The following is a 25,571-nucleotide window of genomic DNA, read 5'->3' on the forward strand; positions in this document are numbered from 1 at the left end:
GCATATGCAAAACATAGTAGAAGTAAGTTACGAACAAACTGGAAAAAGTAAATCAACAAACGAATTTGGTATGCGAGATATGCAAGAGAAAGCTTATGAGCAAAGAGATGCAAGGTTCTTACTATTAAAAGCACCACCAGCTTCTGGTAAATCAAGAGCATTGATGTTTATAGCACTTGATAAGCTTATAAACCAAGGACTAAAAAAAGTTATAGTTGCAGTTCCTGAAAGATCAATCGGTGGTTCCTTTGGAGCTACCGATTTAAAGTCTTTTGGCTTTTATGCCAATTGGGAAGTTAATGAAAAATACAACCTTTGTACTTCCGAAGAGTCTACAAGCAAAGTGGAAGCATTTAAAGAGTTTCTCTCTGGTGATGAGAAAATTTTAATCTGTACGCATGCCACACTAAGATTTGCATTTGATCATCTTGATGACTCAAAATTTAACAACACACTTTTAGCAATAGATGAGTTTCACCATGTATCAGCTGATGGACAAAATATACTTGGTGAACTTATTCGCTCAGTTATGGAAAAATCTTCTGTTCATATAGTAGCTATGACTGGTTCATATTTTAGAGGGGACAGTGTACCTGTTCTTATGCCAGAAGATGAAGCTAGATTTACTAAAGTAACTTATAACTACTACGAGCAATTAAATGGATATGAGTTTCTAAAATCCCTCGGTATAGGGTATCACTTTTATCAAGGTAGATATACGAGTGCTATTAAAGAGATACTAGATACTGACAAAAAAACCATACTGCACATTCCCAATGTAAATGCCGGTGAATCCACTAAAGATAAGTATAAAGAAGTTGGAACTATTTTAGATATTATTGGTACTGTTGAAGAGACTACTGAAGATGGTGTAATGATAGTTAAAAGACATGGAGATGGAAAGCTTTTAAAAGTCGCAGACCTTGTAAATGATGATAAAAAAGAAAGAGATAAGTTAGCAACATATTTACGTAACATGACGAGTGTAGATGATATGGATTTGATTATCGCATTAGGAATGGCAAAAGAGGGTTTTGATTGGCCATATTGTGAACATGCACTGACTGTTGGATATAGAAGCTCACTGACTGAAATCATACAGATTATAGGACGAGCTACAAGAGATAGCAATAATAAAAATCATGCACAATTTACAAATCTTATAGCTCAACCAGATGCACAAAATGATGAAGTAAAAGTATCTGTAAATAACATGCTTAAAGCCATAACGGCATCATTACTCATGGAACAAGTATTAGCCCCTAGTTTTAAGTTTAAAGCTAAATTTGATAGTGGTTTAGATCTAAAAACAAGAGGTGAGATAGCTAGTCGTATGGGTATAAAAGAACCAAGTAGAAAAAGAATTGGTGATATTATAGAAAGTGACCTAAACGATATAAAAGCAGCGATACTTCAAGATGAAAAGATGCCACAAATAGTAACAGGAGGTGTCGATCCTGAAGTGGTAAATACAGTGATAATACCTAAGATAATAATGAACAAATACCCTGATATAACAGAGGATGAGGCAAAAGAGATAGCTCAAAGAGTAGCAGTAGATTTTGTGACACCTGAGTTAGAGATCACTGCGGATAAGAAGTTTGTAAAAATGGCAGATAAGTTTATTAATATAGAAGACTTGAATATTGACTTAATAAATAAGATAAATCCTTTCCAAAAAGCCTATGAGATACTTTCAAAGTCGGTAACTACAGGCGTTCTAAAACTTATACAGGAGTCTATAGAATCAACTAGAATCAAAATGGATATAGATGAAGCAAAGATACTATGGCCTAAAATTCAAACTTTTATAAAAAAGCATGGTAAAGAGCCAGAGTTAAAATCTAATGATCCACTGGAAAAAAGAATGGCTGAGTGTATCATATATCTAAAAGAAGAGAAGAGAAAACGAGCTAATGGATAAAGATACAATACTTGATGATATTTTTGCTAGTGATATTTCAGGCATCTTAGATATAAAAGTAAAGAATCCAGTTGTTACAGCTGATGACAGGTTAATAGCATCTTTTGAAGAGATAAACACTTTTTACGAAACAAATAACCGTGAGCCAGATAAATCTGCAGATATGAACGAGAGAGGACTGTTTTCTAGATTAAAAGGAATACGTGAAAATCCTGATAAAAAAGCTTCACTACAAAAATATGACAGATTTGATTTGCTTTCATCTAGTGAATCAGAAGTTGAGATAAACACTATCGATGATATTTTTGCTAATGACGAACTAGGTATATTTGATAATGATGATGAAGATATTTTCACTTTAAAAAATGTACCTAAGTTTGATAAAGATAGAGCAGAAGCTGACATGGTAGCTAGGCGAGAAAGATGCGAAGATTTTGATAAGTATGAGCATCTATTTATAGCATGTCAAGAGGATTTGAAGTCTGGGAAAAGACGTATAGTAGATTCAATCGAGAGTAAGCTAGATATTGGAGTGTTTTGTGTACTGGATGGAATACTACTCTATATAGCTGATATAGAAGCACCTAAGCGAGGAAATAGTGGTAAGATCAACAGAAGAACCACTCTTATCTTTGAAAATGGCACACAATCTAACATGCTACTTCGATCTCTTGGAAAAAGACTTAGAGATAGTGGAAAAATGGTTACAGAACTTGAAGAAAGAGTGATGGATAGACTAAAAGGGATTACTCATGATGATATCTCAAGAGGACATATATATGTTTTAAAGTCCCTAAGTACTGATGATAGAATTAGTACAAAAAAAGATTTATATAAAATTGGTTTTTCAACAGTACCTGTAAATGAAAGAATTAAAAATTCTGTTAATGAACCTACATATTTAATGGCTCCAGTACATGTACTCCGAGATATTGAAGTGTTTAATTATGATGCACAACATTTAGAAGGTTTGATGCATAAGTTCTTTGGTAATAGTTGTTTAGATGTGACTATCGCAGATGAAAATGGAGAAATACATAGACCCAGAGAATGGTTTTTTGCTCCATTGGCTATTATAGATGAAGCTATAAAGCTTATCATCAGTCGTGATATTGTGAACTATCGATATGATTCTATTAATGAAGATATTGTGAGTAGGTAGTTGATGAAAATATTACATACATCTGATTGGCACTTAGGACAAAGCTTTATGGGGAAAAGTAGGGAAGAAGAACATCAGGCTTTTTTAACTTGGCTGCTAAAGACTATAGAAGAAGAGAATATAAATGTTCTAATTGTTGCCGGAGATATTTTTGATACAGGTACACCACCTAATTATGCACTAGAGCTTTACTACAATTTTCTTACAAAACTTTCTTTGTCTTCATGTGAAAATATTATTATTACCGCTGGCAATCATGATTCTATCGCTACTTTAAAAGCTCCTAAGCAACTCTTAAAAGCACTTAACATTCATGTCATTACAAGTGGTGATGAAAATGAAAATGAAGTTGTTGAAGTTTACAAGAAAGGTAAACTGGAGGGAATTGTTTGTGCGGTTCCATTTTTACGTGATTATGTAGTCCGTCAATCAGTAAGTGCCCAAACTATGAATGATAAAGAGTCATCACTCACTCATGGGATTAAAGAACATTATAATAATGTTTATAAAGAAGCTTTAATAGTTGCGGATAAGAAAAATATACCTATTATCGCTACTGGACATTTAACAACAGTTGGCAGTAAAACAAGTGAATCAGAACGTGAAATATATATTGGTGGTACCTTAGATATAGATAGTGATTTTCTAAGTAAAAATTTTGACTATGTAGCCTTAGGACATCTTCATATTAACCAAAAAGTTGGATGTGAACATGTACGTTACTGTGGCTCTCCAATACCTCTTAGTTTTAGTGAGTCAACATCACAGAAAAAAGTAAATATCGTAGAGTTTGAGAATAAAACTATAAAAGTTACTGAGTTAGATATACCACTTCATAGACCTTTGTTAGTTTTGCGTGGAGATGTTACATCTATTTTAAAAGACTTTGAGTCTGTCGAAGATAAGAATACATGGATAGAAGTCCATCTCAATGATGAAAATCCTTTCCATGCTAACCAAGTCATAAGAGACAAAGCAGAAGAATTAGAACTTATACTTTTAGCAGTTAAGATAGATAAAACAGAAAAAGCACTTCATAAAGAAGATTTTGATGTAATAAGTCTGGATGAACTCAACCCTTTCGAGGTATTTGAGCGTCGTATGGAAAAGGATGGACTAGAAGATGAAGATTTTGTAAAAGAACTTGTAGTTAACTTTAAACAGATTGTTAGTGAGGTTCAAAACTCATGAAAATAATTTCAATAAAATCTCTCAATATTAATTCTTTAAAAGGCATAACTGAGATTAACTTTGCAGAGCTCACAAAAGATAGTGCTCTTTTTTCGATAACAGGGCCAACAGGTTCTGGGAAAAGTACAATACTTGATATCATCTCTTGTGCTCTATATGGACGAACTGCAAGACTAAAAAATCCAAATGATTTGATGTCACGACACTCTGGTGAAGCTTACTGTGAAGTTGAGTTTGAAATCAGAGGTAAAACATATCGTTCATCATGGACACAAAAAAGAGCACGAAACAAATATGATGGTGCATTTCAAACAGCTAAAATGGAACTTATCGATTTAGAAGAAGACAAAATTTTACCTTTAAAATCTAGAGAAGTGCCTAAAAAGATAGAAGAGCTGTCAGGTTTAGATTTTGGTCGTTTTACTCAGTCTATGCTACTTGCTCAAGGTGGCTTTGATGCCTTTTTAAAAGCTGATGAAAAAGAGCGTTCGGCACTACTTGAAAAGATAACGGGAACGCAGATATATGCGGATATTTCTATTGCTATATTTGAAAAACATCGTGGCTTTCAGCAAGAGATGGATTCTGATCAAAAAATCTTGGAATCGATAGAACTTTTAGACAAGACAGTCGTTAAACAGAAGCAAAAACAACTTAGTGAAAATATTGCTAAAAAAAGAGAGACTGATGGAGAATTGAAAAAGCTTACGTTATCTCTAAACTGGCTACAAAGACTTTCTGAGCTTAGAAAGGATAGTAAAAGATATGAAGAGGAGTTCAAAGAGGTTGCAAAGCTAAAAGAGGAGAGTAGAAATTCCTTTCTTAAGTTGGCTCTAGCAAATCGAGCGCTTAACGTGTTTGCTACTTTTTCATCTTACACGCAACTTCAAAAGAGTGTATCTGTAGATAAAACAACAGCAATGAAACTTACTGGAGAACTTACTCTTCTAGATGAAGATATAAAGAACAAAGATAAAGAGTACTCTGTTATAAAAAAAGAGTTTGAAAAGGATAGTGTCGAGTTTGAAGCACAGAATCAGAAGCTAAAAGAGGCTCGTGAAATACAAACGCAAGAGAAAGAGGCAAAGATAAACCTTAGTAAAGAAGAGAAGTTACTAAAGGGTAAGCAAGAGAATTTAACGCAGATAACAAATTCTCTAAATTCAATTGTTAAAGACCATAACGATATACAAAAAGAAGCGGATACTAAAAAATCTTATCTTCTTGCCAATGCTAAAGATGAGAAGCTATTATCTGTAATTGGGATGATAGAGCAAAATATCAGAGAGTATAAAAAAGAGAAAGAAAGCCTTACTAACAACCAGGGTAAGTTGGAAGCCTCTGGAAGTACATTTCTTACTCAAGAGACAAACTATAATCTGAAAAAAGAGGAAGTTGATAAACTATCTTCTATTTTTAAAGAGAAAGAATTTGTATATACACAACTAGAGCAAAATAGCCTGAATGACTTTAAAATAGAAGAGGGCAGTAAAAAAAGTTTAGAAGATACACAAACTCTAATAAGAGCATTAGAAAGTTATACTAAGATTGCCAAAAACAGAGATAAAGAGCTTGAAGAACATCACAAATATAGTGATCTGGTAAATTCTCTTATGGAAACAAAAAGTGTTTCTCAGCAGTATATAAACGAAATAAAAAAGCATATAGATACACTTCGAGAAAAACAAGAAAAAGAACAACTACTTAAAAAATATGAAGAAGATAGAAATAATCTTGTTGATGGTGAAGCCTGTTTACTGTGTGGTTCTACAGAACATCCATTTGTAAATAGTTTAAACGAAGTTCATATAGATAAAACTAAGCAGATGATAGCAAATCAAGTTAAAGAGTTAGAAGATAAAGAGAAGGCTCTTAAAGAGTTAGAGTTACGCTTTGGTATTGCACAAACAAAAAAAGAGACATCAATACTTGAAATTCAAAAGTTAGACAAAGAGATAAAGACTCTTAAGAATCTTTTTAAACAATACTCCTTTGAACCTACAAGTGATAGTGAAATAGAACTGGGGGAAAAAGAGGAAGTACTTACTAAAAAACTCGATATTGTAAAGCAAAACCGTATTCAAAAAGATGAACTACTAAAACAGAGAGATAGCGCGGGTAAACAACTTCAAGTCCAAGAGAAGTCATTGGAGCAGATAAAAAGTGTTTTAGAAAAACTAAGTAGTGAAAAAGAGCAGCTGATTTTAGCTGTAAAATCTAATGAAGTAAAAATCAAAGAGTATCTAAAAAGTTTAGAGTTAGATTTAGAAAAGTTTGACCTAAAACTAGACCTAGAAAAATTAGATATTCAGTATAAAGAGCTTGTAAGTAGAAAAGAGCTTTATATAGAAATGACAGAGGCTTTAAAAGTATTAGATATAGAGTTAAATAAATGCAGTGTAATTAAAAAAGAGAGTGAGACTAGAGCCACTTTATTAGCGAAAGAAATTGAACTAATAGAAGCGAATATAAAAGAGTTGGTGCTAAATCTTGCTAAGTTATCTTCTAAGCGAATAGAGATACTTAATGTAGCTGATTTGGATGTTCATGAAAAAGAGATTACTACCAAGTATAAAATGGCGCAAGAAAGAGAACAGCTATGTAAAACTGCTCTAAATGAACTTAAAGTAAAGAGTGCAGAGCGATTAGCTAATAAAAAAAGTCTAGAAATAGAAATAGCTGAAGATGAGAAAAAGCTAGATATATTAAGAGCTGAACTAGAAGAACTCTATAAGCAAAATGATTTTAAAGATGCAGAGGAACTGCAAAATGCAATGCTTGATAAAAATGAGAGAGAAGAATTGTCTACTTTGTGTAAGACAATAGAAGACAGATATAAACAAACGCAAACTCTTAAAGCAGAGACTATAAAAAAATTACAAGAACATGAGAAAGAACCTCTCAGTGATAAACCAATAGAACAGCTAGAAGTTTTACAGGCTTTGCTAGGACAAAAAGCAGATGCACTTGCCGAGAGTATAGGAAGTGATAAAAAAGAGTTAGAACTTAATCAGGAAAACAGTGATAAACATAAAGAGAGAATAGCATCTCTAGAAAAGAAAAAAGAGTCTTTTAGAGTCTGGGTAAAACTAAATGAACTAGTAGGTTCAGCAGATGGAACAAAATTTAAAAAGTTTGCACAAGGTATAACACTAGATCAGCTTATAAATCTAGCAAATCAGCACCTAAATATTTTAAGTTCTCGCTACACCTTAGCAAGAACTCAAGATAAACTCTTAGAGCTTGAGATTATAGACGCTTATCAAGGCAATGTTGTCCGTCCTGTAAGTACCTTATCTGGAGGGGAAAGTTTTATCGTAAGCCTTGCATTAGCACTTGGTCTATCAGAACTCGCGAGCCAAAAGATAGCCATAGACTCACTCTTTTTAGACGAGGGCTTTGGAACACTGGATGAAGATAGTTTAGAAACGGCTCTTAATGCTTTAAACCTTTTACAAAGTGGTGGAAAAATGGTTGGTGTTATCTCGCATGTGGAAGCTCTAAAAGAGCGTATACCTTTACAGATAAAGGTTGTTCCTAATGGGGATGGGACTAGTTTTGTTGAGATTTAGAAGTTAAAGGAAAAAAATGAAAATTAAAAGTGTAAAGATTTCAAATTTTAGATCTATTATAGATGTTGAAATAAGTTTTGAAAATTTAATGATGTTCATAGGGCAAAATAATCATGGTAAATCAAATATTTTATATGCAATACTTTTTTTCTTTGGTGAAATAAAGATACAAGACCTAGATTTTTTTGATGGTACAGATGACCTTTATGTAGAAATATTATTTTATGATTTAGATGACGATGATAAAGTAACTTTTAATAAGTATTTAACAATAGAGAATGAAATTTTAGTGAGAAAAACTGCTTATAGAAATGGTAGTTTTGAATACAATGGTTATATTCAAAATCCTCAAAATGAATACCTACAAGAGTCTAATGCTACTAACTATAGAAGTCGAGAAACCGCACTAGAACTACCTTTTTATGATTATCTTCCACCTGATGGAAGGCTAACAATTGCCCTTATCCAAGATGCACAACAACAATATATTGCAGATAATGGAGAAAGTATAGAGTTTGTATATGAATTGGAAGAAACTAATTTCTTAGGTGCAAAAAATGTTGCACAAGGAATGTTCGGTGAAATCTTTTTTATTCCAGCGGTAAAAAGTATAAATGAAGATTTATCTAGTAATAAAACAAGTGTATTTACAAAATTATACTCAAAAGTAATAGAACTTGTAACTTCATCTAATGCAGATATCTCAAGTATCAAAACTCAAATTAATACACAATTTAACAAGTTTAAAAAATATAATGAAGATAGTACAGATAATCAAGATAGACCGGTAGAACTAAATGAATTTGAGAATAGACTTTCACATAATTTAAGAGAATGGGGAGTTAATTTAGAAGTTGAAATTCTTCCTCCTAATATTGATGATGTATTTAAATCTGATGTGAATATTTGGATACATGACGGTATTAAAACTGATATTAATAGAAAAGGGCATGGGCTACAAAGAGCAATGACCTTTTCGTTAATAAAAACTTTTTCAGAACATGTATTGTCAATACCTGATGAAGAACGACCTAATAGACAAGCATCTAAGTCATCATATTTTATTTTTGAAGAACCAGAATTATATCTTCATCCACAAGCACAAAGAGCATTGTTAGATACATTGATTAATTTATCTAACGATAGTCAAGTTATTTTATGTACTCATTCAAGCTCCTTAATTAGTTTAGATAACTATAAATCAATTGCTATTGTTAGAAAGGATGCAACTACAAATGAAACTAGTATCACACAATATCAAGATGAAATATTTGTAGGGGATGAAAAGAAAAATTTTAATTTACTATCTTGGGTAAATCCAGATAGAGCGGAATTGTTTTTTGCAAAAAAAGTAATTTTAGTTGAAGGTGCAACAGAGAAAGCAATAGTTCCATTTATTGCTAAAAAATTAAATGTTTTCAAATTTGAGTATACATTAATTAATTGTGGTTCTAAAACAAATATCCCTTATTATATAAACTTATTAAATAAATTTAAAATACCATATTTTGCTGTATATGATAAGGATCATCAATCTAGTAAACAAGAGCAAGCAAGAAATGTAGCGGATAGAGATACTGCTAAAATTGAAGATATTATAGATTCTAGTATTGGTAAAGGTATTGTTTTTATAAATGATATTGAAGAAGAATTAGGAATGACAGCTGGTATCTCAAGTAAACCATTTACTGCTCTTGAAGAAATAAGTAAAGAAGAGTTTATTGTATCAACAAGTTTAGAAACTAAAATCATAGAAATTTTTTCATAATAAATTAAAAAGGATAAAAAATGTGTAATGAAATGATTAATGTAAAATCATCCAATGTGGAGAGTGTTGGTTATGATGAAGATTTAAAGATAGTATGTGTGAAATTTTTGAATGGAAGTTTATATACTTACAAAGGTGTTCCCAACTCTGAATTTAACAATCTTAAGAATGCTACATCTGTTGGATCATACTTGAATCGTAATTTTAAAAATGTTTACCAATATGAAAGAATAAGCTAAGTAACATATATTTTACAAGGAAAATAATGAACCTCTCTAAATCCCTATATACAAAAGCCATCCAATGTCCAAAAGCACTATGGTTAAAAAAGTACAATAAAGAAGTACTTACACCACCAGATGCAACTGCATTAGCAAGATTTGAAACCGGTAATGTTGTTGGAGAGTTGGCGTGTAAACTTTTCCCAAATGGAAAAGAAGTCATTTATAATCCTGATGATTTTAACGGTATGGTAGAGACTACTAAAGAGTGGATAGAGGAGGGCTTAGAGTATATTTATGAAGCTACTTTTCTTTATAATGGAATCTTAGTTTTAGTAGATGTTTTAAAAGTGACTCCTGATGGATTAGAGATATATGAAGTAAAAAGTTCTAGTAGTGTTAAAGATATTTATTTGCATGATGTTTCGATACAGTTGTATGTACTTAAACAGCTTGGATACAGTGTAATCAGTAGTAATGTCGTACATATTGACAGTTCTTATGTTCGAGGTGATGAGCTTGATTTAAATGGACTATTTAAGATTGTAGATGTTAGTGATGAAGTAAATACTTTGCAAGTAGATATTCCTAAAAGACTTGAGGAGTTTGAATTATATCTAGCCGATAGAGATAATGAACCAGATATTGATATTGGGAGTCATTGTAATAAGCCTTACGAATGTGATGCAAAAGAGTACTGTTGGAGAGTTCAGAGAAATATACCTGAGTATTCATTATTCAATATTTTTAATCTTGGCAGTAAGAAGCAGATAGAACTTTATGAACAAGGCATAGTTAATATAGAAGATATTCCTGACGGTTATGCCATGACCGCTATACAAAAGCAAAAAGTTCAAAACTGGAAAGAGCAAGTAACTTTTGTAGATGAAGAGAATATAAAAGATTTTCTTAACACACTGAACTATCCTATTTATCATCTTGATTTTGAGACATTTCAACAGGCTATTCCAGAGTGGAAAGGTATTAGCCCATACCAACAGATACCATTTCAGTATTCGCTTCATATAGAGCACTCTGATGGGATTATAGAACATAAAGAGTTTTTAGGTGAAGATGGTATTGACCCTCGTTATGAATTGGCCAAGAGGCTTGTTGAAGATATTCCTATTGACGTTACAGTTTTAGCTTATAACATGAGTTTTGAAAAAGGGGTAAATGCTAAATTAGCTGAGAGTTTTCCAGAGTTTACAGATCATCTACTTTCTATTAATGAAAATACAAAAGATTTAATGTTCCCTTTTCAAAAGAAATACTATGTTACACCTGAAATGCAAGGAAGCTATTCTATCAAGTATGTATTACCATCATTAGTGCCGGAAATGGCAGAAGCATATAAAAGTTTAAACGGTATTCAAAACGGTAGTGATGCAATGAATGCCTTTCCAAAACTTCCTAGTATGAGCCCAAAAGAAAAAGCAGACACTAGAACGGCTCTGCTTGAATACTGTAAGCTTGATACTTTAGCAATGGTGGAAGTTCTTAAAAAACTAAAAAAAGTAATAGAATAATACTTGTTGCGAACTCATAGTTCGTAACAAGTAGATACTATAGCAATATTGATAATTTATACTTTTAAAGGGAGTAGATATGTTAACTAAGATAGTTTTACTAAATTGTGCAAAATATGAACAAGGGATTATTACGATAAATGATGTAGAGTCCATTCAAATTGTAGGTAGAAACAATTTAGGAAAAACGACATTAATTAGTGTACTTAATTTCCTATATTTACCAAGTCAAAAAGATTGGAACTTTGATCATACCCCAAAAGAGACATTAAACTTTTATTTTAAAAAGCTTGATAAAAATTATATACTTTTTGAAATATATAAAGATGGGTATTTTTGTATCTTGATGAAAAGAGGTTTAAACAATGACCTTGAATACTATAAGATAGACTCATCCTATGATGAGATAAAAGATAAAATTATACAGAACTCTAAACTGTTAAAATTTGAGTCAATCCAAGAAAACTTACTGGGAAATATCTCTAAACTTGACAATAAAAAATACAAAACTCTTTTATATGGGCACTCTAAACGAGATAAGACGGTACTGTGGTTAAAAGAAAATAAACAAAACGTATTTAGTAGGGTGTATAGGTATCTGTTAGATATAACCCAGATAGATAATTATGCAGTAAAAGAATCACTTTTAGTATCTGATAATAGAGAGAAAATAAAAAGAGAATTTACAAATATAGATAACGACAATATTCAAAGTATGCAAAAGCAACAAAGAGTGATAGAAAGATTAAAAAATATTAAAGAAGAGTTTACTTATTTTAAAAATATTGTCAGTGAATTTATCGTGAAAAGTTCTGTTCTTGTACAGAGCTACTCTGATTTTTTATCTCTATATCAAGCTGAAAAGAAAGAGTTAGAAGATATTGTTTTATCATCCTCACGTATAATAGAACATATTGAAAAAGAAAAAATCCTGCCACTAAAAAACAATATAGAAAAGATTGGTATTGAGAAAGGAACAATAGAATCAGACTTGAAACACCAAAGTATAAGTCTTGATAAAGAACTTAAAACTAAAGAGAAAATTTTAAAGTATGATGACATTGGTTTACTTAGAATAGCACAAGAAAATTTGAACAGTGAAATGGATAAAAAGAAGTATGATTTAGAGCAAATAAAACAAGAGAACTACACACTTGAGATGATTGATGGTTTAATAAATAGTACAAAAATTAAACAAGTAAAGCTATCGAAACAAATAGAAAACTATGAGAATTTACTTATACATCATATATCAGAAGATGTAGATGCTAAACGAATAATTAGTAGTGTTTTATCAAAAGATGTTCTTGAATTAGACAAGAGAAATATCATAGAGATTGTTAGAAGTATAAGTGATGGCTCTCTAAAACTTTTTGATGGTGAGATTGATATATCGAGTATAAAAGCAGTTGATTTCATTACAATAGAAAGCTTAATGCAAGAGTTGAAACAAGTCGAGTTATCGATAGAAAAATATGCAAAAGTTAAAAATAATATTGAAAACTATAATGGCATCAAAGCAGAGATACAGAGACTAGAGAAAGAAATTTCTCTAATTGTAAATCAAATCAAAGAGATAAGTACGCTTCCTGATATACTGAATAAAATCACTTCTCTCGAAGAAGATGGCAAAAGTTTAACTTTAAGACTATCAGAAATAACATCTAAAGCAGATGAAAACAAGCAAAATTTGGAAGCAGCAGAGTTATTGGTTCAAAATGAACAAGACAAAGAACAAATATCAAAAGAAAGATTAGCTGTATTAAATGCATATCACATGAATTTTAAAGATGAGTTAGAAGAATTAGAAAACATAAACATAGAGAACAGCTCTGATAAAACAATTGATGAGTTGGCTGAAGAGATAAAAACTCTTAGAAAAGAACTAAATAAACTAAATGATGCTAAAAATAGCACCTTTCGTGATTTAAAACATATTTTACAAAAAGAGCATGCTATAGAGAATGATTTTATAAAAGAAGTGGAAGAGGAAATTGACACTATTAAAGATAAAGAAAATACTGTTTCGGAACTTATTCAAAATATTACTAATGAAATCAGTGCCCCAACTAAAACTTTTTTAAGAGAGTTGGAAGATTTTGAAAAGTACATTGTTTCTGCTAACACAGCATTTAAAAAATACAAAGTTTCAAATATTCAAACTATTGAGATTAAATTAGTTAAAAATGAAAATATAATTTATGATTTAAAACAGATTGCAGATATCAAGAAGGATGATCTCTTTGACTTTGATGAAAATAAAACTTCTAGTTATGAGGAACAAATTAATATTTTAAAAGGCTATATTAGTAAATCAAAAGTATTTACACTTTCGGACTTGTTTGATGTCGCGTTTGTCATAAATGGAAAAGTAGCTAATTTAAACAAGCAGATAGAGTCAACAGGTACAGATAAAATTTTGAAGATAATGCTTTTTATCCTTATAATTAAAAATATAATCATTCAGGATGAAGATAACAAGCTTGTAGTGTATGTGGATGAGCTTAGTGCAGTTGATGATGACAATAGTGCTGAATTAATTAGAATATGTAAAGAAAATAACTTAATACCTATTTTTGCCAGTCCCGATAAGAAAATAAATATTCAAAAGTATTATGACCTACAAGAGTTGAGTAACGGTCAGATAGTTGTGGATGAGAATAGGGCGATATTATGGGAAAAGTAGAATTTAATTTTTATAACAATTTACAATTAAATGGAAGAGCCGCCAATAAGATTCCAAAAGTTGTAGCATCTTCATCTGAATTCCATGTTTTATTGGAAGCTAAAATTATTAATAAAGTTCATAGTGGACGAGGGTACTATTATGAAGTATCTAAGCAGGATAAATTTGATGCTTTTTATAATAAGAAATATCCAAGGGATAATATTGAAGTTATGACAGAAGTTGATAATCAGTTAAAGTACAGAGACACTAAAGCAACTGGATTAAAAAAAGATAGAGTTATATTCATACGAGGTACTCAAAAAATCACACTTAACGACAGGGAGTTGGATCTAAAGCATGCAACACAAGATTTTAATATATTTAGTGCAGTTTTTCAAACACTAAAAGCTAGCAAAATATGTTTTGTAGAAAATTTACAGCCTTTTTTAGAGGTTGAGAAGATCTTAGGCGATAAGTACACTTATATACATTTTTATGGTCGATTGCCTAGAAAAGAGGTGCTGTTAAATATAGAATGCGATGAATATTTACACTTTGGAGATTATGATTTTTTAGGTCTAAATGAATTTTTAAAAGCAAAAGAGGTGTTTGCTAAGTGTGAAATTTATATTCCAGATAATTACGACATGCTTTATAATGAGTTTTCTAGGAAAAGGGAAGCAAAAGATACAATTTATGAAAAAGTAAAGAACTCTACGATTAGTGAGGTGGTGAGAATAAGAGAGCAATTGAATAAACATAACCGTTTTTTAGAACAGCAAGTTGTTATAAGTGAAACAGTATGAATGAACCAGTACAAATTCTTGCTTTTGTTAGTAATTTTTTCAACGAAATAAAAGTAATTTATAAACTAGAAAAAGAGTATGGATCCATCACACATTCTCAGCTAAAAACTATATTTGATCGAGACTCGACAATAGATAAACTTTTTGAATATGACATTTTAGAAGAGATGGTTGATGAATCTATAAAGATAAAAGAGGTTTGGTACACGTTAATTGAGAGTTTGTTAGATGAAACATCGCTTGATATGCCAGAGCAAATATCTAAGTATCATCTTTCATTAACTGAGTTGTACACAAAGTTAAAGAGCTCAAAAAGTAAAAATGAAGTTATAGAGTATACAAAATCGTTAGATAAAGAGATAAGTAAATTTGAGAGCCAACTCAAAAGAAATATTAAAAAACTAATAGAAGAAACAAGATACATCAAAGTTAATAGTGATAAATTAAACTATAAACAAAAGATGAAAAAAGCTTCTGAATTATCTAGTTTATATCTTGAGCCATTTAATATTATTATGCAAAACCATAGCGACTCACTTATGTCTATCATTGCAGATATAAGTGAAGAAGCGAATAAGCAGCGGTTTTTAAATACTGACATTATTGTGCAAAGACTATATACAAAAGTTTATACAGCTTTTTGTAGAGTAGAGCGTGAAGTTCAGAATAATAATCGGCTGTTGATTAACGAGGTAGGACCGCTTTTAGAGAGGATAAAGTCTGAGAGTGTTCTATTGAGTGGTTTTAGTTTATTTCTTCGAAATAATAAAAAGTATGAAGTGCCCAAACTATTACAAAAAACAAATAACAAAGTCTATTTTAAAGATGCTATTTGGGATGCTAAAGATATATGGGACGGGTATTACGAGATACAAGAAGATGTTGTCATGCAGAGTATTGAAACCGTAAAGAAAGAATGGATGTACGATGAAACAAAATATCTTAAGAAGCTGGAGGAAGCACTACCGGTAAATAATTTTTATAATTGGATCTATACTGAGTTAACACAAGAGTTAGAGATGGTTGACTCTAAGATGTTTCTTCAGCTATCTAAGTTAATACATAATAGAAAAATCGAAGCCACATATGCTGATAACGAGAGAGAAAAAATAAGATTAGAAGATAAAATAATGAATGTGCCAATAGTGGGCATAAAAAAGGTATTGTAATGAATGTTAATAATAGTTTTGTTTACCCTGAGAAACATTTTGAGATAGTTAAAAATTTGCTAAACGGTAAGTTCATTCTACATAATGAAGAGTTGTTTGAAGTTATAAGTGATAACTTAGAGTTTTACATTGATTTTTTCCAAAAATCCTATGATTATGAGTTAGTAAAAAACACAGAAATTATCTATGTTATTTCAAGTATCACGAGTGAAAAGTTTTCTAGAAATATTATGTTGGTTTTAGCAGTTATATCTTGGGAGTTTAATAGAGAAGGTAAAAATATATATACAGAATTAGACAATAAGCATACTATTAGAAGTATAGAAGAACTTATTAAAAAATCAAGTTTTAAAGATAGCTGTAGAGGGATTAACATAGATAAACTATTTAAAGATGCTGCATCTAGAAATTTAGTGTTGATTCTTGATAATGAGAAAAGTATCAAGTTTACGAATGCTATAAATATATTTTTAGAGGCAGCTAAAGAGATCGCAGAACTAGAATAGATATGCTTTAAATCCATTAATACTGCTTCATTAATATTTTTTTTAAAAGTGCCTTTAGCTTCAATTGACTTTTCAGTATTAGTATGCTTACTAGAGTTTTTTTTAGATAAAATAATATAAATACAATGGAGATAATATGGAAAACAATCGAACAAAGATGGATGATGCATTTGAAATGATAGAGAAAATGGAGGAAAAATTTGAAAGCATGAACGTGCATTCTTTGCTAGTTGTAGTTGGACAGACTTTACACGATACAATGGATTATAGTAGACTTTTTAATAGTTTCAACAGTTATATGCAATTTAAAAATCTTTATCTCGATTCTAAATCAAGCACTTTAGAAGAAGATTTAGACAATGAGGCTGAAACAGAGGATAAGATGATGAATGAAATATATAATCAAATGCTCTCTCATAGGCGAGAAATAGAAAAAACTCAAATGATAAATGTACAACAAATTTTAAGATTACAGGATATGGCTAGACGAGCACTTGAGTTTGCAGTTGAAAAATCAAAAACAAAAGCTGAGTTGCTACAGTGTGCTAAATATATAGAGTTTGAAATTGATGATAAAGATTGGGCTAATGAAATAAGAAAAAAAGCATATGCTAAAAACTGGAGTCCATCAAATAGTGAAAGTTCAGATACAAATAATCCAGTGAAACCTAGTAGCGATTTTGAAAGTTTTATAAACGAAAATGAACTTGACTTAATGAAACATTTTAGTACTAAACGACCTGCTGCATATGAAGAGTTTTTAAAAGAAGAAGCTGAAAAAGACAACTAAAATATAGGAGATGAGAGCTTACTTCATCATCTCTATAATTTTATATAGTTTTTCATCTGAAGCATTAGGGTATAGTTTTTTTAATGTTTCATATTCAGTCTCAATTATTTCAACATCTATAGCATCATTTGATGTGCCTATAACAGCTGTAAAAGTGTTTTGAGCTTCTATTGCTTGTTCTGTATTGTCATTAAGATAGTTTGCTTGTGTAGTACTTAGCAGTTTATGAGAGAGCATTTTAGAAACAGCATAGATATCTGCACCATTTCGTAGTGCCACAACTGCAACCATTGAGCGAAGATCATGCATAACCATATTGCTAACACCAATGCTTTCCATGGCAAGTCTCCAATGATAATGTACTGATATTGCTTTTAAATCAAAAATTTTACCAGTAGTGGTTTTTTGTATCTTTATAGCATTTAGAAGTAGGGGAGTTAAGGCATAAGTGACTTCTGTGTTAGTTTTGGTATTTTCTTTAGGCAGTCTAAAAGATCCATAAGGGTATTGCTCTGTCTTTTTATAGTTAATATGGGAATGTTCCATCAGCATGGTTTCATTTACTCTTCTACCGCTGAGTAGAAATGTAAATACACCTCTAGCTATTGGATGCTTATACTCCAATAATGTTTTAGCAATGAGCTTGGCTTGTTCATCATCACCACTAAATTTTTGTTTAGGCTCTATTTTTGGCAATATGATTTTTTTCCAATTTAGAGTTACATCATTTGTATCTAGCAATGGTTTTAGTACGGCTTTAACTATAGTGATTGTTTTAGGCTTTTTCCCTTTGTTAATCATCTCATTAATAAGGTTTTGAATGTCATCTTCAGTGATTTCGTCAATGATTTTATTATCAAGTTTTTTGATTGAAGCATTGTAGGAACCGTTATACATTTTAACAGTACTAGAACTAACCTCAATGGCTTTACGAGCTATCCAAGCAGCATATACAGATTTGAACTTTCTATCTTTAGTATCTATCTTTGGAATAATCTTCTTTTCAATTTTCAAGGTACCTTTAGATTTAAGAGTATTTTTCATCTCTTCACGCTTACCAAGTAATGATCCAACAGCTTTAGCAATACTGGTACCTTTAGCAATTGTAAACGTTTCCTTGCCTCTAGCTCTTTTGTGATTATGCATTGCTTCCACAGCTACTTCAATCTTGTAACTTCTATTTGGTGGTTTCGTTTCATTATCTTTAGTATATTTGATTTCATTGTCATTAACTAAAATATACATTCCAGAAGCTGTTCCATTATTTAGTTTGATTTTTACTGGCTTATGCTCTAAAACGCCCATAAATAGCACCTTTTTTTTAAATCCCTACTTTTTACTAAAAACTACAAAAAAAGTAGGGATTTTTATAGTTATATGTAAATTATTATATCTAGTTGTAGTTAATAAGATTTTCTAAACATGCTAAAATAGGGGTGTTTGTGGATAGTTGTAGCTAGATGTAACTATGTTCTACAGGCAACTCTTTATAGTTTTTAAATCATTTAGTGCAATTTTTTTATCATCAGGATTTCTAAGTAAATGGTTCGGATGGTAAATTGGGATTAGCTTATACTCTTTGAAGTCAATAACATGTCCTCTTACACTTTGAAAATTTTCATTCTCAGATGTAACTTTAGCATAAGCATCTTTACCTAAGGTTACAATGATTTTTGGTTTAACAAACTCTATTTGTGAGAATAGATGGTCTTTACATGAATCCCACTCAGAATTTGATGGAGTGTTTGAGTTCAGAGGTTTACACTTTATCGCATGGGTAAAATAAACATCTTCAGTTTTTAATTTCAAAACATTTTCTATCATATTTGTTAATATTTCACCTGAACGGCCGGTGTAATAAGAATTTGTACTATCTTCATTTAGTGAAACGCTATAGTCTATTATCATAATATCAGCATTTTGGTTTCCAAAACCACTCATACTCTGTGATCTTGATTTACTTAAATCACATAGATGACATGTAGATATGTTTTTTGTTAATTCATTAAGGTTAGAAGGCTTTTCATTTGAACTTTTATGGTTGACAGAAAATGGATCACTATATTCAAAGCCAAGAGCTTTTAGTCGATATAGATTTTGAAGAAGAAGTAGATTTTGAAAAGACTTCAAATAGTAACCTTTATATTATTAAAATATCAATGTGAGTATATTTAAAATGTGGTTAAAATCTACTTTATATTTTTTAGGTAGAATGGCAGAAAGAATTTTTGGAGTGTAATGTGGACTTAGACAATGAAATATTAGAAGTCACTGATTTTACATTAATATCTTCAAGAGATATTCCAGATGTAATTGAAAGTTTTGAAAAATTAAATAAAGATAATATTTTAATTCATATTGTGTCTTATATACACAATACAGTTTTAGTTCAAAGTTTAAAAAATGAGTTGATTAAGATAATTCCAAGTGCCAATGTGATTTTAATTAAACATAGTGATAAGAGTAGAACTTTTTTGACTGTTTACAACTTGAAAATTAATATAGATATTCAAAATATAAATAATGAGATACTAAGAGAACTTTATTTAGAAACTACAAAAAAAGATTTGAGTATTGAGGAGTATAGAAATAAACTTTTTAGTAGATATTTTACAGATCATCTAACAAGTCTTCCAAATGTATATAAGCTCAGAAATGATCTAGACGAAGAAAAAGATTTTGCTTTAGTAGTTTTTAACATAGATAATTTTCAGACAATTAATAATTTCTATGGTTTTATTGTTGGAGATTATGTGATTGAGCAAGTTGGAAAATATCTTAAAGAAATTATTTCTGATAATGAAATTTACAGACTCTCTGGCGATGAATTTGCGTTTATTTTAGACAAAGACATTGGTTTTTATGAGCTCAAAGACTATTTGAATACTCTTTATAATAATATTAAAAGTTTTGTTGTTGAGTATCAGGATATTAATATATATGTAGATTTTACGTTGGCCTCATCAACTAATGGAGATAATAAAAATATATTTTCTAAAGTTTCAATGGCATTAAAATATGCAAAAGAGATAGGTATTCCTTTTTGGATATATGAAGATAGGATGAATTTTGAAGATGAGTATGAAAGAAATTTAAAACTCTCTGGAATTGTTAGATATGCTGTAGAAAACTCTCATATAGTTCCATATTATCAGGCTATTGTTGACACAAAAACTTCAAAAATAAAAAAATATGAGTGTTTAGCAAGGTTAATAGATAAAAATGAAAAGATACTCTCTCCGATTCTTTTTATACCTATAGCAAAAAAGATTAAAGTTTATAATATAGTTACAAAAACTATCATTGACAAATCTTTCTCTACATTTGAAAACAATGAGTTCGAATTTAGTATAAATCTTTCTATCGAAGATATCATGAGTAGTGAAATGTTTAATTTTATTATAAATAAATTGAAAAATTCTAAAGCATCAAATAGAGTTATTTTTGAACTTCTTGAATCAGATGCAATCGTCGATTTCAAAAAAGTAGAACGTTTTGTTAGTGAAGTAAAAAGATATGGAGCTAAAATAGCTATTGATGACTTTGGAAGCGGTTATTCAAACTTTGCTTATTTAACTAAGATGAGTGCTGACTACATAAAAATAGATGGTTCTCTTGTTCAAAATATGGATGTAGATAAAAATTCACTTTTAGTTGTTGAAACTATAGTTGAATTTGCCAAAAAACTGGGGATTAAAACTATAGCTGAGTATGTTCATTCAAGTGTAATAATGGATAAAGTTAAAGAGCTTGGTGTTGATTATTCTCAAGGATATTATATAGATGAACCATCTATTAATCTTAGAAAGTAGATTTATGAGATTATCTCCAAATCACTTCTAAGTCATTACTTAAAAGTGATTTATCAAATTTAGTTGTTGCTGTTTGCAGGTTCCCAATATTAGACTCAGTACTAAGAAACTCTTGCAGATAATATTTTTTGTTATAACCTCTATTCATTAACTCTTTTATAATTTCATTAACATCTTCTACATGTAGTAAATCATTATGGATTGTGGTTCTTACTTCAAAATCAATTGAACTGCTAATAAGCATATCTAATGTACTTAAAAAATCTTCATATTTGTTTGAGTAGGTTATTTGTTGAAATTTTTCTTTTGGTGCTTTGAAATCAAGTGCTACATAGTCAAGTAAATTTAGTTCCAGTAGCTCTTTGATTTTTATAGAATTGGTACCGTTTGTATCGAGTTTAATTTTGAAGCCCATCTCTTTTATGGATTGGCAAAACTCTTTTAAGTTATGTGAAGTTGCTTCTCCACCAGATAGTACAACAGCATCTAAAAGGTTCTTTCTGCTTTTTAAAAAAGTTAAAATATCATTATAGCTATGCTCTGCATTTTTAGCGAATACAATATCTTTATTGTAGCAGTAATCGCACCTCATATTGCACTCACTAAACCAAACTATACAAGATAGATGATTAGGATAGTCTAAGTGAGTGAATGGTGTGCAATCATAAATTACATTAGCACTCAGTGAATTGCTTTCTTTGTTTATGCTCACCAGTTTTTCCTACATTAAAACTTTCAACAGGTCTGTGGTAACCCATAACTCTTGTATATACTATACACTTTTGTCTTTTGTCTTCGTGTAACTTTAATGCTTCATTTTTACTCATTTAATTTCCTTTAATTTATTTTATACGGTATCGGAAGTAATTCCGCTACCTAAGCTAATACAGCTAGTACTTAAGCGATGTTTTCTTCTATCAAAATTTCTTCATCACATTTTGGACAATACTCATGCTCACCTGCAATATATCCATGTTTTGGACAAACAGAGAAAAGAGGAGTAATTGTAATATATGGAAGTCTAAAGTTTGAAATAACATTTTTAACAAGCTTTCTACACGCTTCAGTAGAACTAACTTTTTCTTTCATATATAGGTGAAGAACTGTTCCACCAGTATATTTACACTGCAGATCATCTTGAAGTGTTAATGCTTCAAAAGGATCATTTGTCACATCAACTGGAATTTGTGATGAATTTGTATAGTAGATATTATCATCCATACCAGCTTGAAGAATTGAATCACCGTATCTTTTTTTATCTTCTTTTGCAAATCTGTATGTAGTTCCCTCAGCTGGTGTTGCCTCAAGATTGTAAAGGTTTCCTGTCTCTTCTTGAAATTCAACCATTCTATCTCTCATATGATTTAAAATCTCAGTTGCAAACTCTATACCAGCTTCTGACCTTACATCATAAGCATCGCTGGTAAAGTTTCTAATCATCTCATTGATTCCGTTTACACCAATAGTTGAGAAGTGATTTTTAAAACCTGGAAGATATCTCATAGTATATGGGAATAATCCTCTATCATACATCTCTTGAATAAACACACGTTTCTTTTCTAAAGTATTTTTTGCATGATTCATAAGTTGGTCAACACGAAGCATTAATGATTCTTTGTCACCTTTATATAAAAAGCCAAGTCTTGCCATATTTACAGTTACAACACCAATGCTTCCTGTCATCTCAGCACTACCAAATAGACCACCACCACGTTTAAGTAATTCTCTTAAATCAAGTTGTAGTCTGCAGCACATACTTCTTACATGTCCAGGCTTATATGCTTCTTCATTTGCAATTAATTCTCCTACATCGTTTCTCTTATATTGAGAACCAATGAAGTTTTGAAAATATGATGAGCCAATTTTTGCAGTATTTTCAAAAAGTACATCTGTGTTTTCTCCATACCAATCAAAATCTTCTGTAATGTTTACAGTAGGTATAGGGAATGTAAACGGTTGACCAGTTTTATCTCCCTCAGTCATTACCTCGTAGTAAGCTTTGTTTATCTGGTTCATCTCAGATTGGAAATTTTTATATGTCATATCTTCAAGACTTTTACAACCACGCTCAGATGCTATTGCTTCTAATTCACTGTCAAGTATGCCCTTGAAAAGGTGAGTTTGCTTAGATGTAGGAATTTGATCTTTTAAATCCTCTGGCACAGTCCAGTCTATTGTAACATTTGTAAAAGGTGATTGACCCCAACGAGCTGGAACATTAAGATTGTAAATAAAACTTCTTACTGCTTTTTTAATCTCTTTGTATGGAAGTTTATCTCTAAATACATAAGGAGCTAAATATGTGTCAAATGATGAAAAAGCTTGAGCACCAGCCCATTCACTTTGAAGTATTCCTAAAAAGTTAGCCATTTGACCAAGAGCTTCACGAAAATGCTTTGGAGCATCACTTTCAACTCTACCCCTCACTCCGTTAAAACCTTCATCAAGAAGTGCTCTAAGGCTCCACCCGGCACAGTAGCCTGTGAGACAGTCAAGGTCATGAATATGGTAATCACCATTTCTATGTGCCTGACCCTCTTCTTTTGTATATATTTTATCTAACCAGTAGTTTGCAATAACTTTACCGGCAGTGTTGTTTACAAGTCCTGCATTTGAATAACCAGTATTTGAATTTGCTTTAATTCTCCAGTCGGTACCAGATATATACTCTTCAATAGTTTGAGTAGAGTTTATGTATGTTGTGTCTTCTTCTAGAGTGTGGTCCCTTTGCATTTTATGCATATGGCGGTAAAGTAAAAATGATTTCATAACATCATAGTATCTTGCTTTATATAGCTCTTCTTCTATTGAGTCTTGTATGTCTTCAACAGCTACTACTCTCTTATTTTTAAGTTTATCAAGTACATTGTGAAATACAGAGCTATCATAAATTACATGCTGTGACTTAAATGCTTTTTTAATTGCATCTTCAATCTTATATGACATAAATTCTTTATGCGTTCCGTCTCTTTTTAATATGTTTTCAACCATAGTAACCCCCAATATTTTGACGAATTTTATAGGATAAGAAGTTAAAAGTTAATAATAAAAAGTGTCATTTAGATGTCACTAAAAGCTCTTTTAATTGCTATAGGGTATAATTACGTATGAATAAAAAAATAGAAAAAATTTTAGAAATTTGGCATAAGCATTTTGAGTCCGAGGATAGACAGTATTCTGAATTTGAAGACTCAGACATAGAGTATTTTGTAGGGTGTTTATTATACAACCACTTTTCACTCTCTAAATCACTTGATACAATGAAAACCATAGATTTGTCATATGATTTCATCTCAGAGTGTGGTGATGAGTATGATGAAGTTATGAGTATAATTAAAAGTATAGATTTTGATGATGAAACACAAAAGTTAGAGTTTTTGCAAAACTATTTAACGCAAGTGAAATCAAAATATAGTGGCGATGAACTTTACTTGCTAAATCGTTTAGAGTATCATGTAAATGGTATTGCGCAAAGATACAAAAATGATGAAGAATCGGAAACTGTTGTCTTTGATGCTCCAGTTTCTAAATCTAGAAATCCACTGCTTAGATAGCAGGTCTAGTAGCTAATTAAATTATGTATAAAAGCAAAACACTAAAGGCTATTGAACCACAAAAGTATCTAATAACTTCTGCGAAGTTTTGTATAGATACTCCAGATATTTTTAAAAATATTTTACATAACCAGTTTTTAAAACACAAACCAAACTATGCACTATACAGAGATAAGTCAAATAAAGACTATGCTCTTGGAGCTAGTTCTTTTATGGATGTCTGCCGTGATTTTAAAACTGTTAAAAGTTTTATTCACCAACATGTAGATTTGGCTAAAGAACTAAATGCTACGGGTGTACATCTTACCTCTACACAGTTTGACAGGATTTTGGACGCAAAAAAGTCTGATCTTGAAGTTATCATTAGCACTCACACCTTTGAAGAAGTTTTATTGGCACAAGAGTTGGGGGCTGACGCAGTAACTTACAGTCCAATTTTTGCATCTCCAGATAAAGGTGAGCCAAAAGGGGTAGAAGAGCTAAAAGAGCTTTTGGAGATATGTTCTATTCCTGTATTTGCATTGGGTGGAATAGTTAAAACGCTACATGTAGATATGATTGGGCAGACAAAAGCTTATGGTTTTGCTTCTATCAGGTACTTTAAATAGATGATGTTTTATCTTTAGTATCAACTTCTTCACTTTTTTTAAAACCGGCACCTTTTTTTGTTTTAGCTTCAAGTCCTATAGCTTCTATTATTGAGCGGTAATCTATTTCTTGTTTATTCATTGTTGAAAAGCAGGTTGCAATTACTGCTATCGTATTGGGCACTTTACCTTTTGTTTTATATGATTGAATATTTTTTTCACTTACTTTTATTAGTTTACTAAATTTTGGCAAGCTTATTTCAGCATCAAGTAATAATTTTTTAAAATCTATAAACGTCATAATATACCCTT

At 30.8% G+C, this 25,571-nt stretch carries 21 protein-coding genes; 15 read left to right on the forward strand and 6 right to left on the reverse strand.

The window, feature by feature from the left end; translation table 11 throughout:
- The first annotated feature begins 4 nt into the window (after nt 1–4).
- From HUE87_RS05630 to HUE87_RS05685, 12 genes are all read left to right on the forward strand, one after another.
- Nucleotides 5–1,924, forward strand: a complete 1,920-nt coding sequence (locus HUE87_RS05630) for a DEAD/DEAH box helicase (RefSeq protein WP_194367743.1) — start codon at nt 5–7, stop codon at nt 1,922–1,924.
- Nucleotides 1,917–3,086 carry a GIY-YIG nuclease family protein gene (locus HUE87_RS05635; protein ID WP_194367744.1) on the forward strand — a complete coding sequence of 390 codons (1,170 nt, stop codon included), beginning with the start codon at nt 1,917–1,919 and terminating at the stop codon, nt 3,084–3,086. The genes HUE87_RS05630 and HUE87_RS05635 overlap by 8 nt, the downstream gene beginning before the upstream one ends.
- A gap of 3 nt (nt 3,087–3,089) precedes the next feature.
- Nucleotides 3,090–4,277 (forward strand): exonuclease SbcCD subunit D C-terminal domain-containing protein, encoded by a 1,188-nt coding sequence (locus HUE87_RS05640; protein ID WP_194367745.1) that lies wholly within the window; start codon nt 3,090–3,092, stop codon nt 4,275–4,277.
- Nucleotides 4,274–7,849 carry an SbcC/MukB-like Walker B domain-containing protein gene (locus tag HUE87_RS05645; RefSeq protein ID WP_194367746.1) on the forward strand — a complete coding sequence of 1,192 codons (3,576 nt, stop codon included), beginning with the start codon at nt 4,274–4,276 and terminating at the stop codon, nt 7,847–7,849. The genes HUE87_RS05640 and HUE87_RS05645 overlap by 4 nt, the downstream gene beginning before the upstream one ends.
- Nucleotides 7,850–7,865: 16 nt before the next feature.
- Nucleotides 7,866–9,617, forward strand: a complete 1,752-nt coding sequence (locus HUE87_RS05650) for an ATP-dependent nuclease (protein WP_194367747.1) — start codon at nt 7,866–7,868, stop codon at nt 9,615–9,617.
- A gap of 20 nt (nt 9,618–9,637) precedes the next feature.
- Nucleotides 9,638–9,856 (forward strand): KTSC domain-containing protein, encoded by a 219-nt coding sequence (locus HUE87_RS05655; RefSeq protein ID WP_194367748.1) that lies wholly within the window; start codon nt 9,638–9,640, stop codon nt 9,854–9,856.
- Between the two features lie 26 nt (nt 9,857–9,882).
- A complete protein-coding gene (locus tag HUE87_RS05660; protein ID WP_194367749.1) occupies nt 9,883–11,367 on the forward strand; it encodes a DUF2779 domain-containing protein in 1,485 nt (494 codons plus the stop codon).
- Nucleotides 11,368–11,446: 79 nt separating this feature from the next.
- A complete protein-coding gene (locus tag HUE87_RS05665) occupies nt 11,447–14,053 on the forward strand; it encodes a hypothetical protein (RefSeq protein ID WP_194367750.1) in 2,607 nt (868 codons plus the stop codon).
- Complete coding sequence (locus HUE87_RS05670; protein ID WP_194367751.1) at nt 14,041–14,841, forward strand: DUF2220 family protein; 801 nt, start codon at nt 14,041–14,043, stop codon at nt 14,839–14,841. Before HUE87_RS05665 ends, HUE87_RS05670 begins: the two co-directional genes overlap by 13 nt.
- Entirely contained in the window at nt 14,838–16,010 is a 1,173-nt protein-coding gene (locus HUE87_RS05675) for a hypothetical protein (protein ID WP_194367752.1), read from the forward strand. Before HUE87_RS05670 ends, HUE87_RS05675 begins: the two co-directional genes overlap by 4 nt.
- Nucleotides 16,010–16,516: a condensin complex protein MksE gene (locus HUE87_RS05680; protein ID WP_194367753.1), complete on the forward strand. Its 507-nt coding sequence runs from the start codon at nt 16,010–16,012 to the stop codon at nt 16,514–16,516. The genes HUE87_RS05675 and HUE87_RS05680 overlap by 1 nt, the downstream gene beginning before the upstream one ends.
- Nucleotides 16,517–16,652: 136 nt before the next feature.
- Nucleotides 16,653–17,306 carry a hypothetical protein gene (locus HUE87_RS05685; protein ID WP_194367754.1) on the forward strand — a complete coding sequence of 218 codons (654 nt, stop codon included), beginning with the start codon at nt 16,653–16,655 and terminating at the stop codon, nt 17,304–17,306.
- Nucleotides 17,307–17,324: 18 nt separating this feature from the next.
- Here HUE87_RS05685 and HUE87_RS05690 read toward each other — a convergent pair whose 3' ends face one another.
- On the reverse strand, nt 17,325–18,611 hold the full coding sequence (locus tag HUE87_RS05690; RefSeq protein WP_194367755.1) for a tyrosine-type recombinase/integrase: 1,287 nt from the start codon (nt 18,609–18,611) through the stop codon (nt 17,325–17,327).
- Nucleotides 18,612–18,779: 168 nt separating this feature from the next.
- Nucleotides 18,780–19,436: a uracil-DNA glycosylase gene (locus tag HUE87_RS05695; protein ID WP_194367756.1), complete on the reverse strand. Its 657-nt coding sequence runs from the start codon at nt 19,434–19,436 to the stop codon at nt 18,780–18,782.
- Between the two features lie 110 nt (nt 19,437–19,546).
- Here HUE87_RS05695 and HUE87_RS05700 point away from each other — a divergent pair, with 110 nt between their 5' ends.
- Nucleotides 19,547–21,118, forward strand: coding sequence for an EAL domain-containing protein (locus HUE87_RS05700; protein WP_194367757.1), 1,572 nt, complete (start codon nt 19,547–19,549; stop codon nt 21,116–21,118).
- Nucleotides 21,119–21,128: 10 nt separating this feature from the next.
- Here HUE87_RS05700 and HUE87_RS05705 read toward each other — a convergent pair whose 3' ends face one another.
- From HUE87_RS05705 to HUE87_RS05715, 3 genes are all read right to left on the reverse strand, one after another.
- Nucleotides 21,129–21,830 carry an anaerobic ribonucleoside-triphosphate reductase activating protein gene (locus HUE87_RS05705; RefSeq protein WP_194367758.1) on the reverse strand — a complete coding sequence of 234 codons (702 nt, stop codon included), beginning with the start codon at nt 21,828–21,830 and terminating at the stop codon, nt 21,129–21,131.
- Nucleotides 21,793–21,945, reverse strand: a complete 153-nt coding sequence (gene nrdD, locus HUE87_RS05710) for an anaerobic ribonucleoside-triphosphate reductase (RefSeq protein WP_194367759.1) — start codon at nt 21,943–21,945, stop codon at nt 21,793–21,795. The genes HUE87_RS05705 and nrdD overlap by 38 nt, the downstream gene beginning before the upstream one ends.
- 70 nt (nt 21,946–22,015) lie before the next feature.
- On the reverse strand, nt 22,016–24,109 hold the full coding sequence (locus HUE87_RS05715) for a ribonucleoside triphosphate reductase (RefSeq protein WP_194367760.1): 2,094 nt from the start codon (nt 24,107–24,109) through the stop codon (nt 22,016–22,018).
- Nucleotides 24,110–24,225: 116 nt separating this feature from the next.
- On the opposite strand from HUE87_RS05715, the gene HUE87_RS05720 reads away from it, so the two are divergent.
- Nucleotides 24,226–24,672 carry a hypothetical protein gene (locus HUE87_RS05720; protein ID WP_194367761.1) on the forward strand — a complete coding sequence of 149 codons (447 nt, stop codon included), beginning with the start codon at nt 24,226–24,228 and terminating at the stop codon, nt 24,670–24,672.
- A gap of 23 nt (nt 24,673–24,695) precedes the next feature.
- Entirely contained in the window at nt 24,696–25,280 is a 585-nt protein-coding gene (locus HUE87_RS05725; RefSeq protein WP_194367762.1) for a thiamine phosphate synthase, read from the forward strand.
- Here HUE87_RS05725 and HUE87_RS05730 read toward each other — a convergent pair.
- A complete protein-coding gene (locus HUE87_RS05730) occupies nt 25,273–25,560 on the reverse strand; it encodes a hypothetical protein (protein WP_194367763.1) in 288 nt (95 codons plus the stop codon). The genes HUE87_RS05725 and HUE87_RS05730 overlap by 8 nt on opposite strands.
- Between the last annotated feature and the right edge of the window lie 11 nt (nt 25,561–25,571).

It is taken from the genome of Candidatus Sulfurimonas marisnigri, assembly GCF_015265475.1.
Taxonomy (GTDB): domain Bacteria; phylum Campylobacterota; class Campylobacteria; order Campylobacterales; family Sulfurimonadaceae; genus Sulfurimonas; species Sulfurimonas marisnigri.

Excerpts from the sequence above, each read along its gene's own strand:
- HUE87_RS05730 (WP_194367763.1), bottom strand. The coding sequence starts at position 25,560 with ATGACGTTTATAGATTTTAAAAAATTATTACTTGATGCTGAAATAAGC.
- HUE87_RS05680 (WP_194367753.1), top strand. The coding sequence starts at position 16,010 with ATGAATGTTAATAATAGTTTTGTTTACCCTGAGAAACATTTTGAGATA.
- HUE87_RS05655 (WP_194367748.1), top strand. The coding sequence starts at position 9,638 with ATGTGTAATGAAATGATTAATGTAAAATCATCCAATGTGGAGAGTGTT.
- HUE87_RS05665 (WP_194367750.1), top strand. The coding sequence starts at position 11,447 with ATGTTAACTAAGATAGTTTTACTAAATTGTGCAAAATATGAACAAGGG.
- HUE87_RS05650 (WP_194367747.1), top strand. The coding sequence starts at position 7,866 with ATGAAAATTAAAAGTGTAAAGATTTCAAATTTTAGATCTATTATAGAT.
- HUE87_RS05660 (WP_194367749.1), top strand. The coding sequence starts at position 9,883 with ATGAACCTCTCTAAATCCCTATATACAAAAGCCATCCAATGTCCAAAA.
- HUE87_RS05670 (WP_194367751.1), top strand. The coding sequence starts at position 14,041 with ATGGGAAAAGTAGAATTTAATTTTTATAACAATTTACAATTAAATGGA.
- HUE87_RS05645 (WP_194367746.1), top strand. The coding sequence starts at position 4,274 with ATGAAAATAATTTCAATAAAATCTCTCAATATTAATTCTTTAAAAGGC.
- HUE87_RS05635 (WP_194367744.1), top strand. The coding sequence starts at position 1,917 with ATGGATAAAGATACAATACTTGATGATATTTTTGCTAGTGATATTTCA.
- HUE87_RS05685 (WP_194367754.1), top strand. The coding sequence starts at position 16,653 with ATGGAAAACAATCGAACAAAGATGGATGATGCATTTGAAATGATAGAG.
- HUE87_RS05725 (WP_194367762.1), top strand. The coding sequence starts at position 24,696 with ATGTATAAAAGCAAAACACTAAAGGCTATTGAACCACAAAAGTATCTA.
- HUE87_RS05715 (WP_194367760.1), bottom strand. The coding sequence starts at position 24,109 with ATGGTTGAAAACATATTAAAAAGAGACGGAACGCATAAAGAATTTATG.
- HUE87_RS05675 (WP_194367752.1), top strand. The coding sequence starts at position 14,838 with ATGAATGAACCAGTACAAATTCTTGCTTTTGTTAGTAATTTTTTCAAC.
- HUE87_RS05690 (WP_194367755.1), bottom strand. The coding sequence starts at position 18,611 with ATGGGCGTTTTAGAGCATAAGCCAGTAAAAATCAAACTAAATAATGGA.
- HUE87_RS05640 (WP_194367745.1), top strand. The coding sequence starts at position 3,090 with ATGAAAATATTACATACATCTGATTGGCACTTAGGACAAAGCTTTATG.
- nrdD (WP_194367759.1), bottom strand. The coding sequence starts at position 21,945 with ATGAGTAAAAATGAAGCATTAAAGTTACACGAAGACAAAAGACAAAAG.
- HUE87_RS05630 (WP_194367743.1), top strand. The coding sequence starts at position 5 with ATGCAAAACATAGTAGAAGTAAGTTACGAACAAACTGGAAAAAGTAAA.
- HUE87_RS05720 (WP_194367761.1), top strand. The coding sequence starts at position 24,226 with ATGAATAAAAAAATAGAAAAAATTTTAGAAATTTGGCATAAGCATTTT.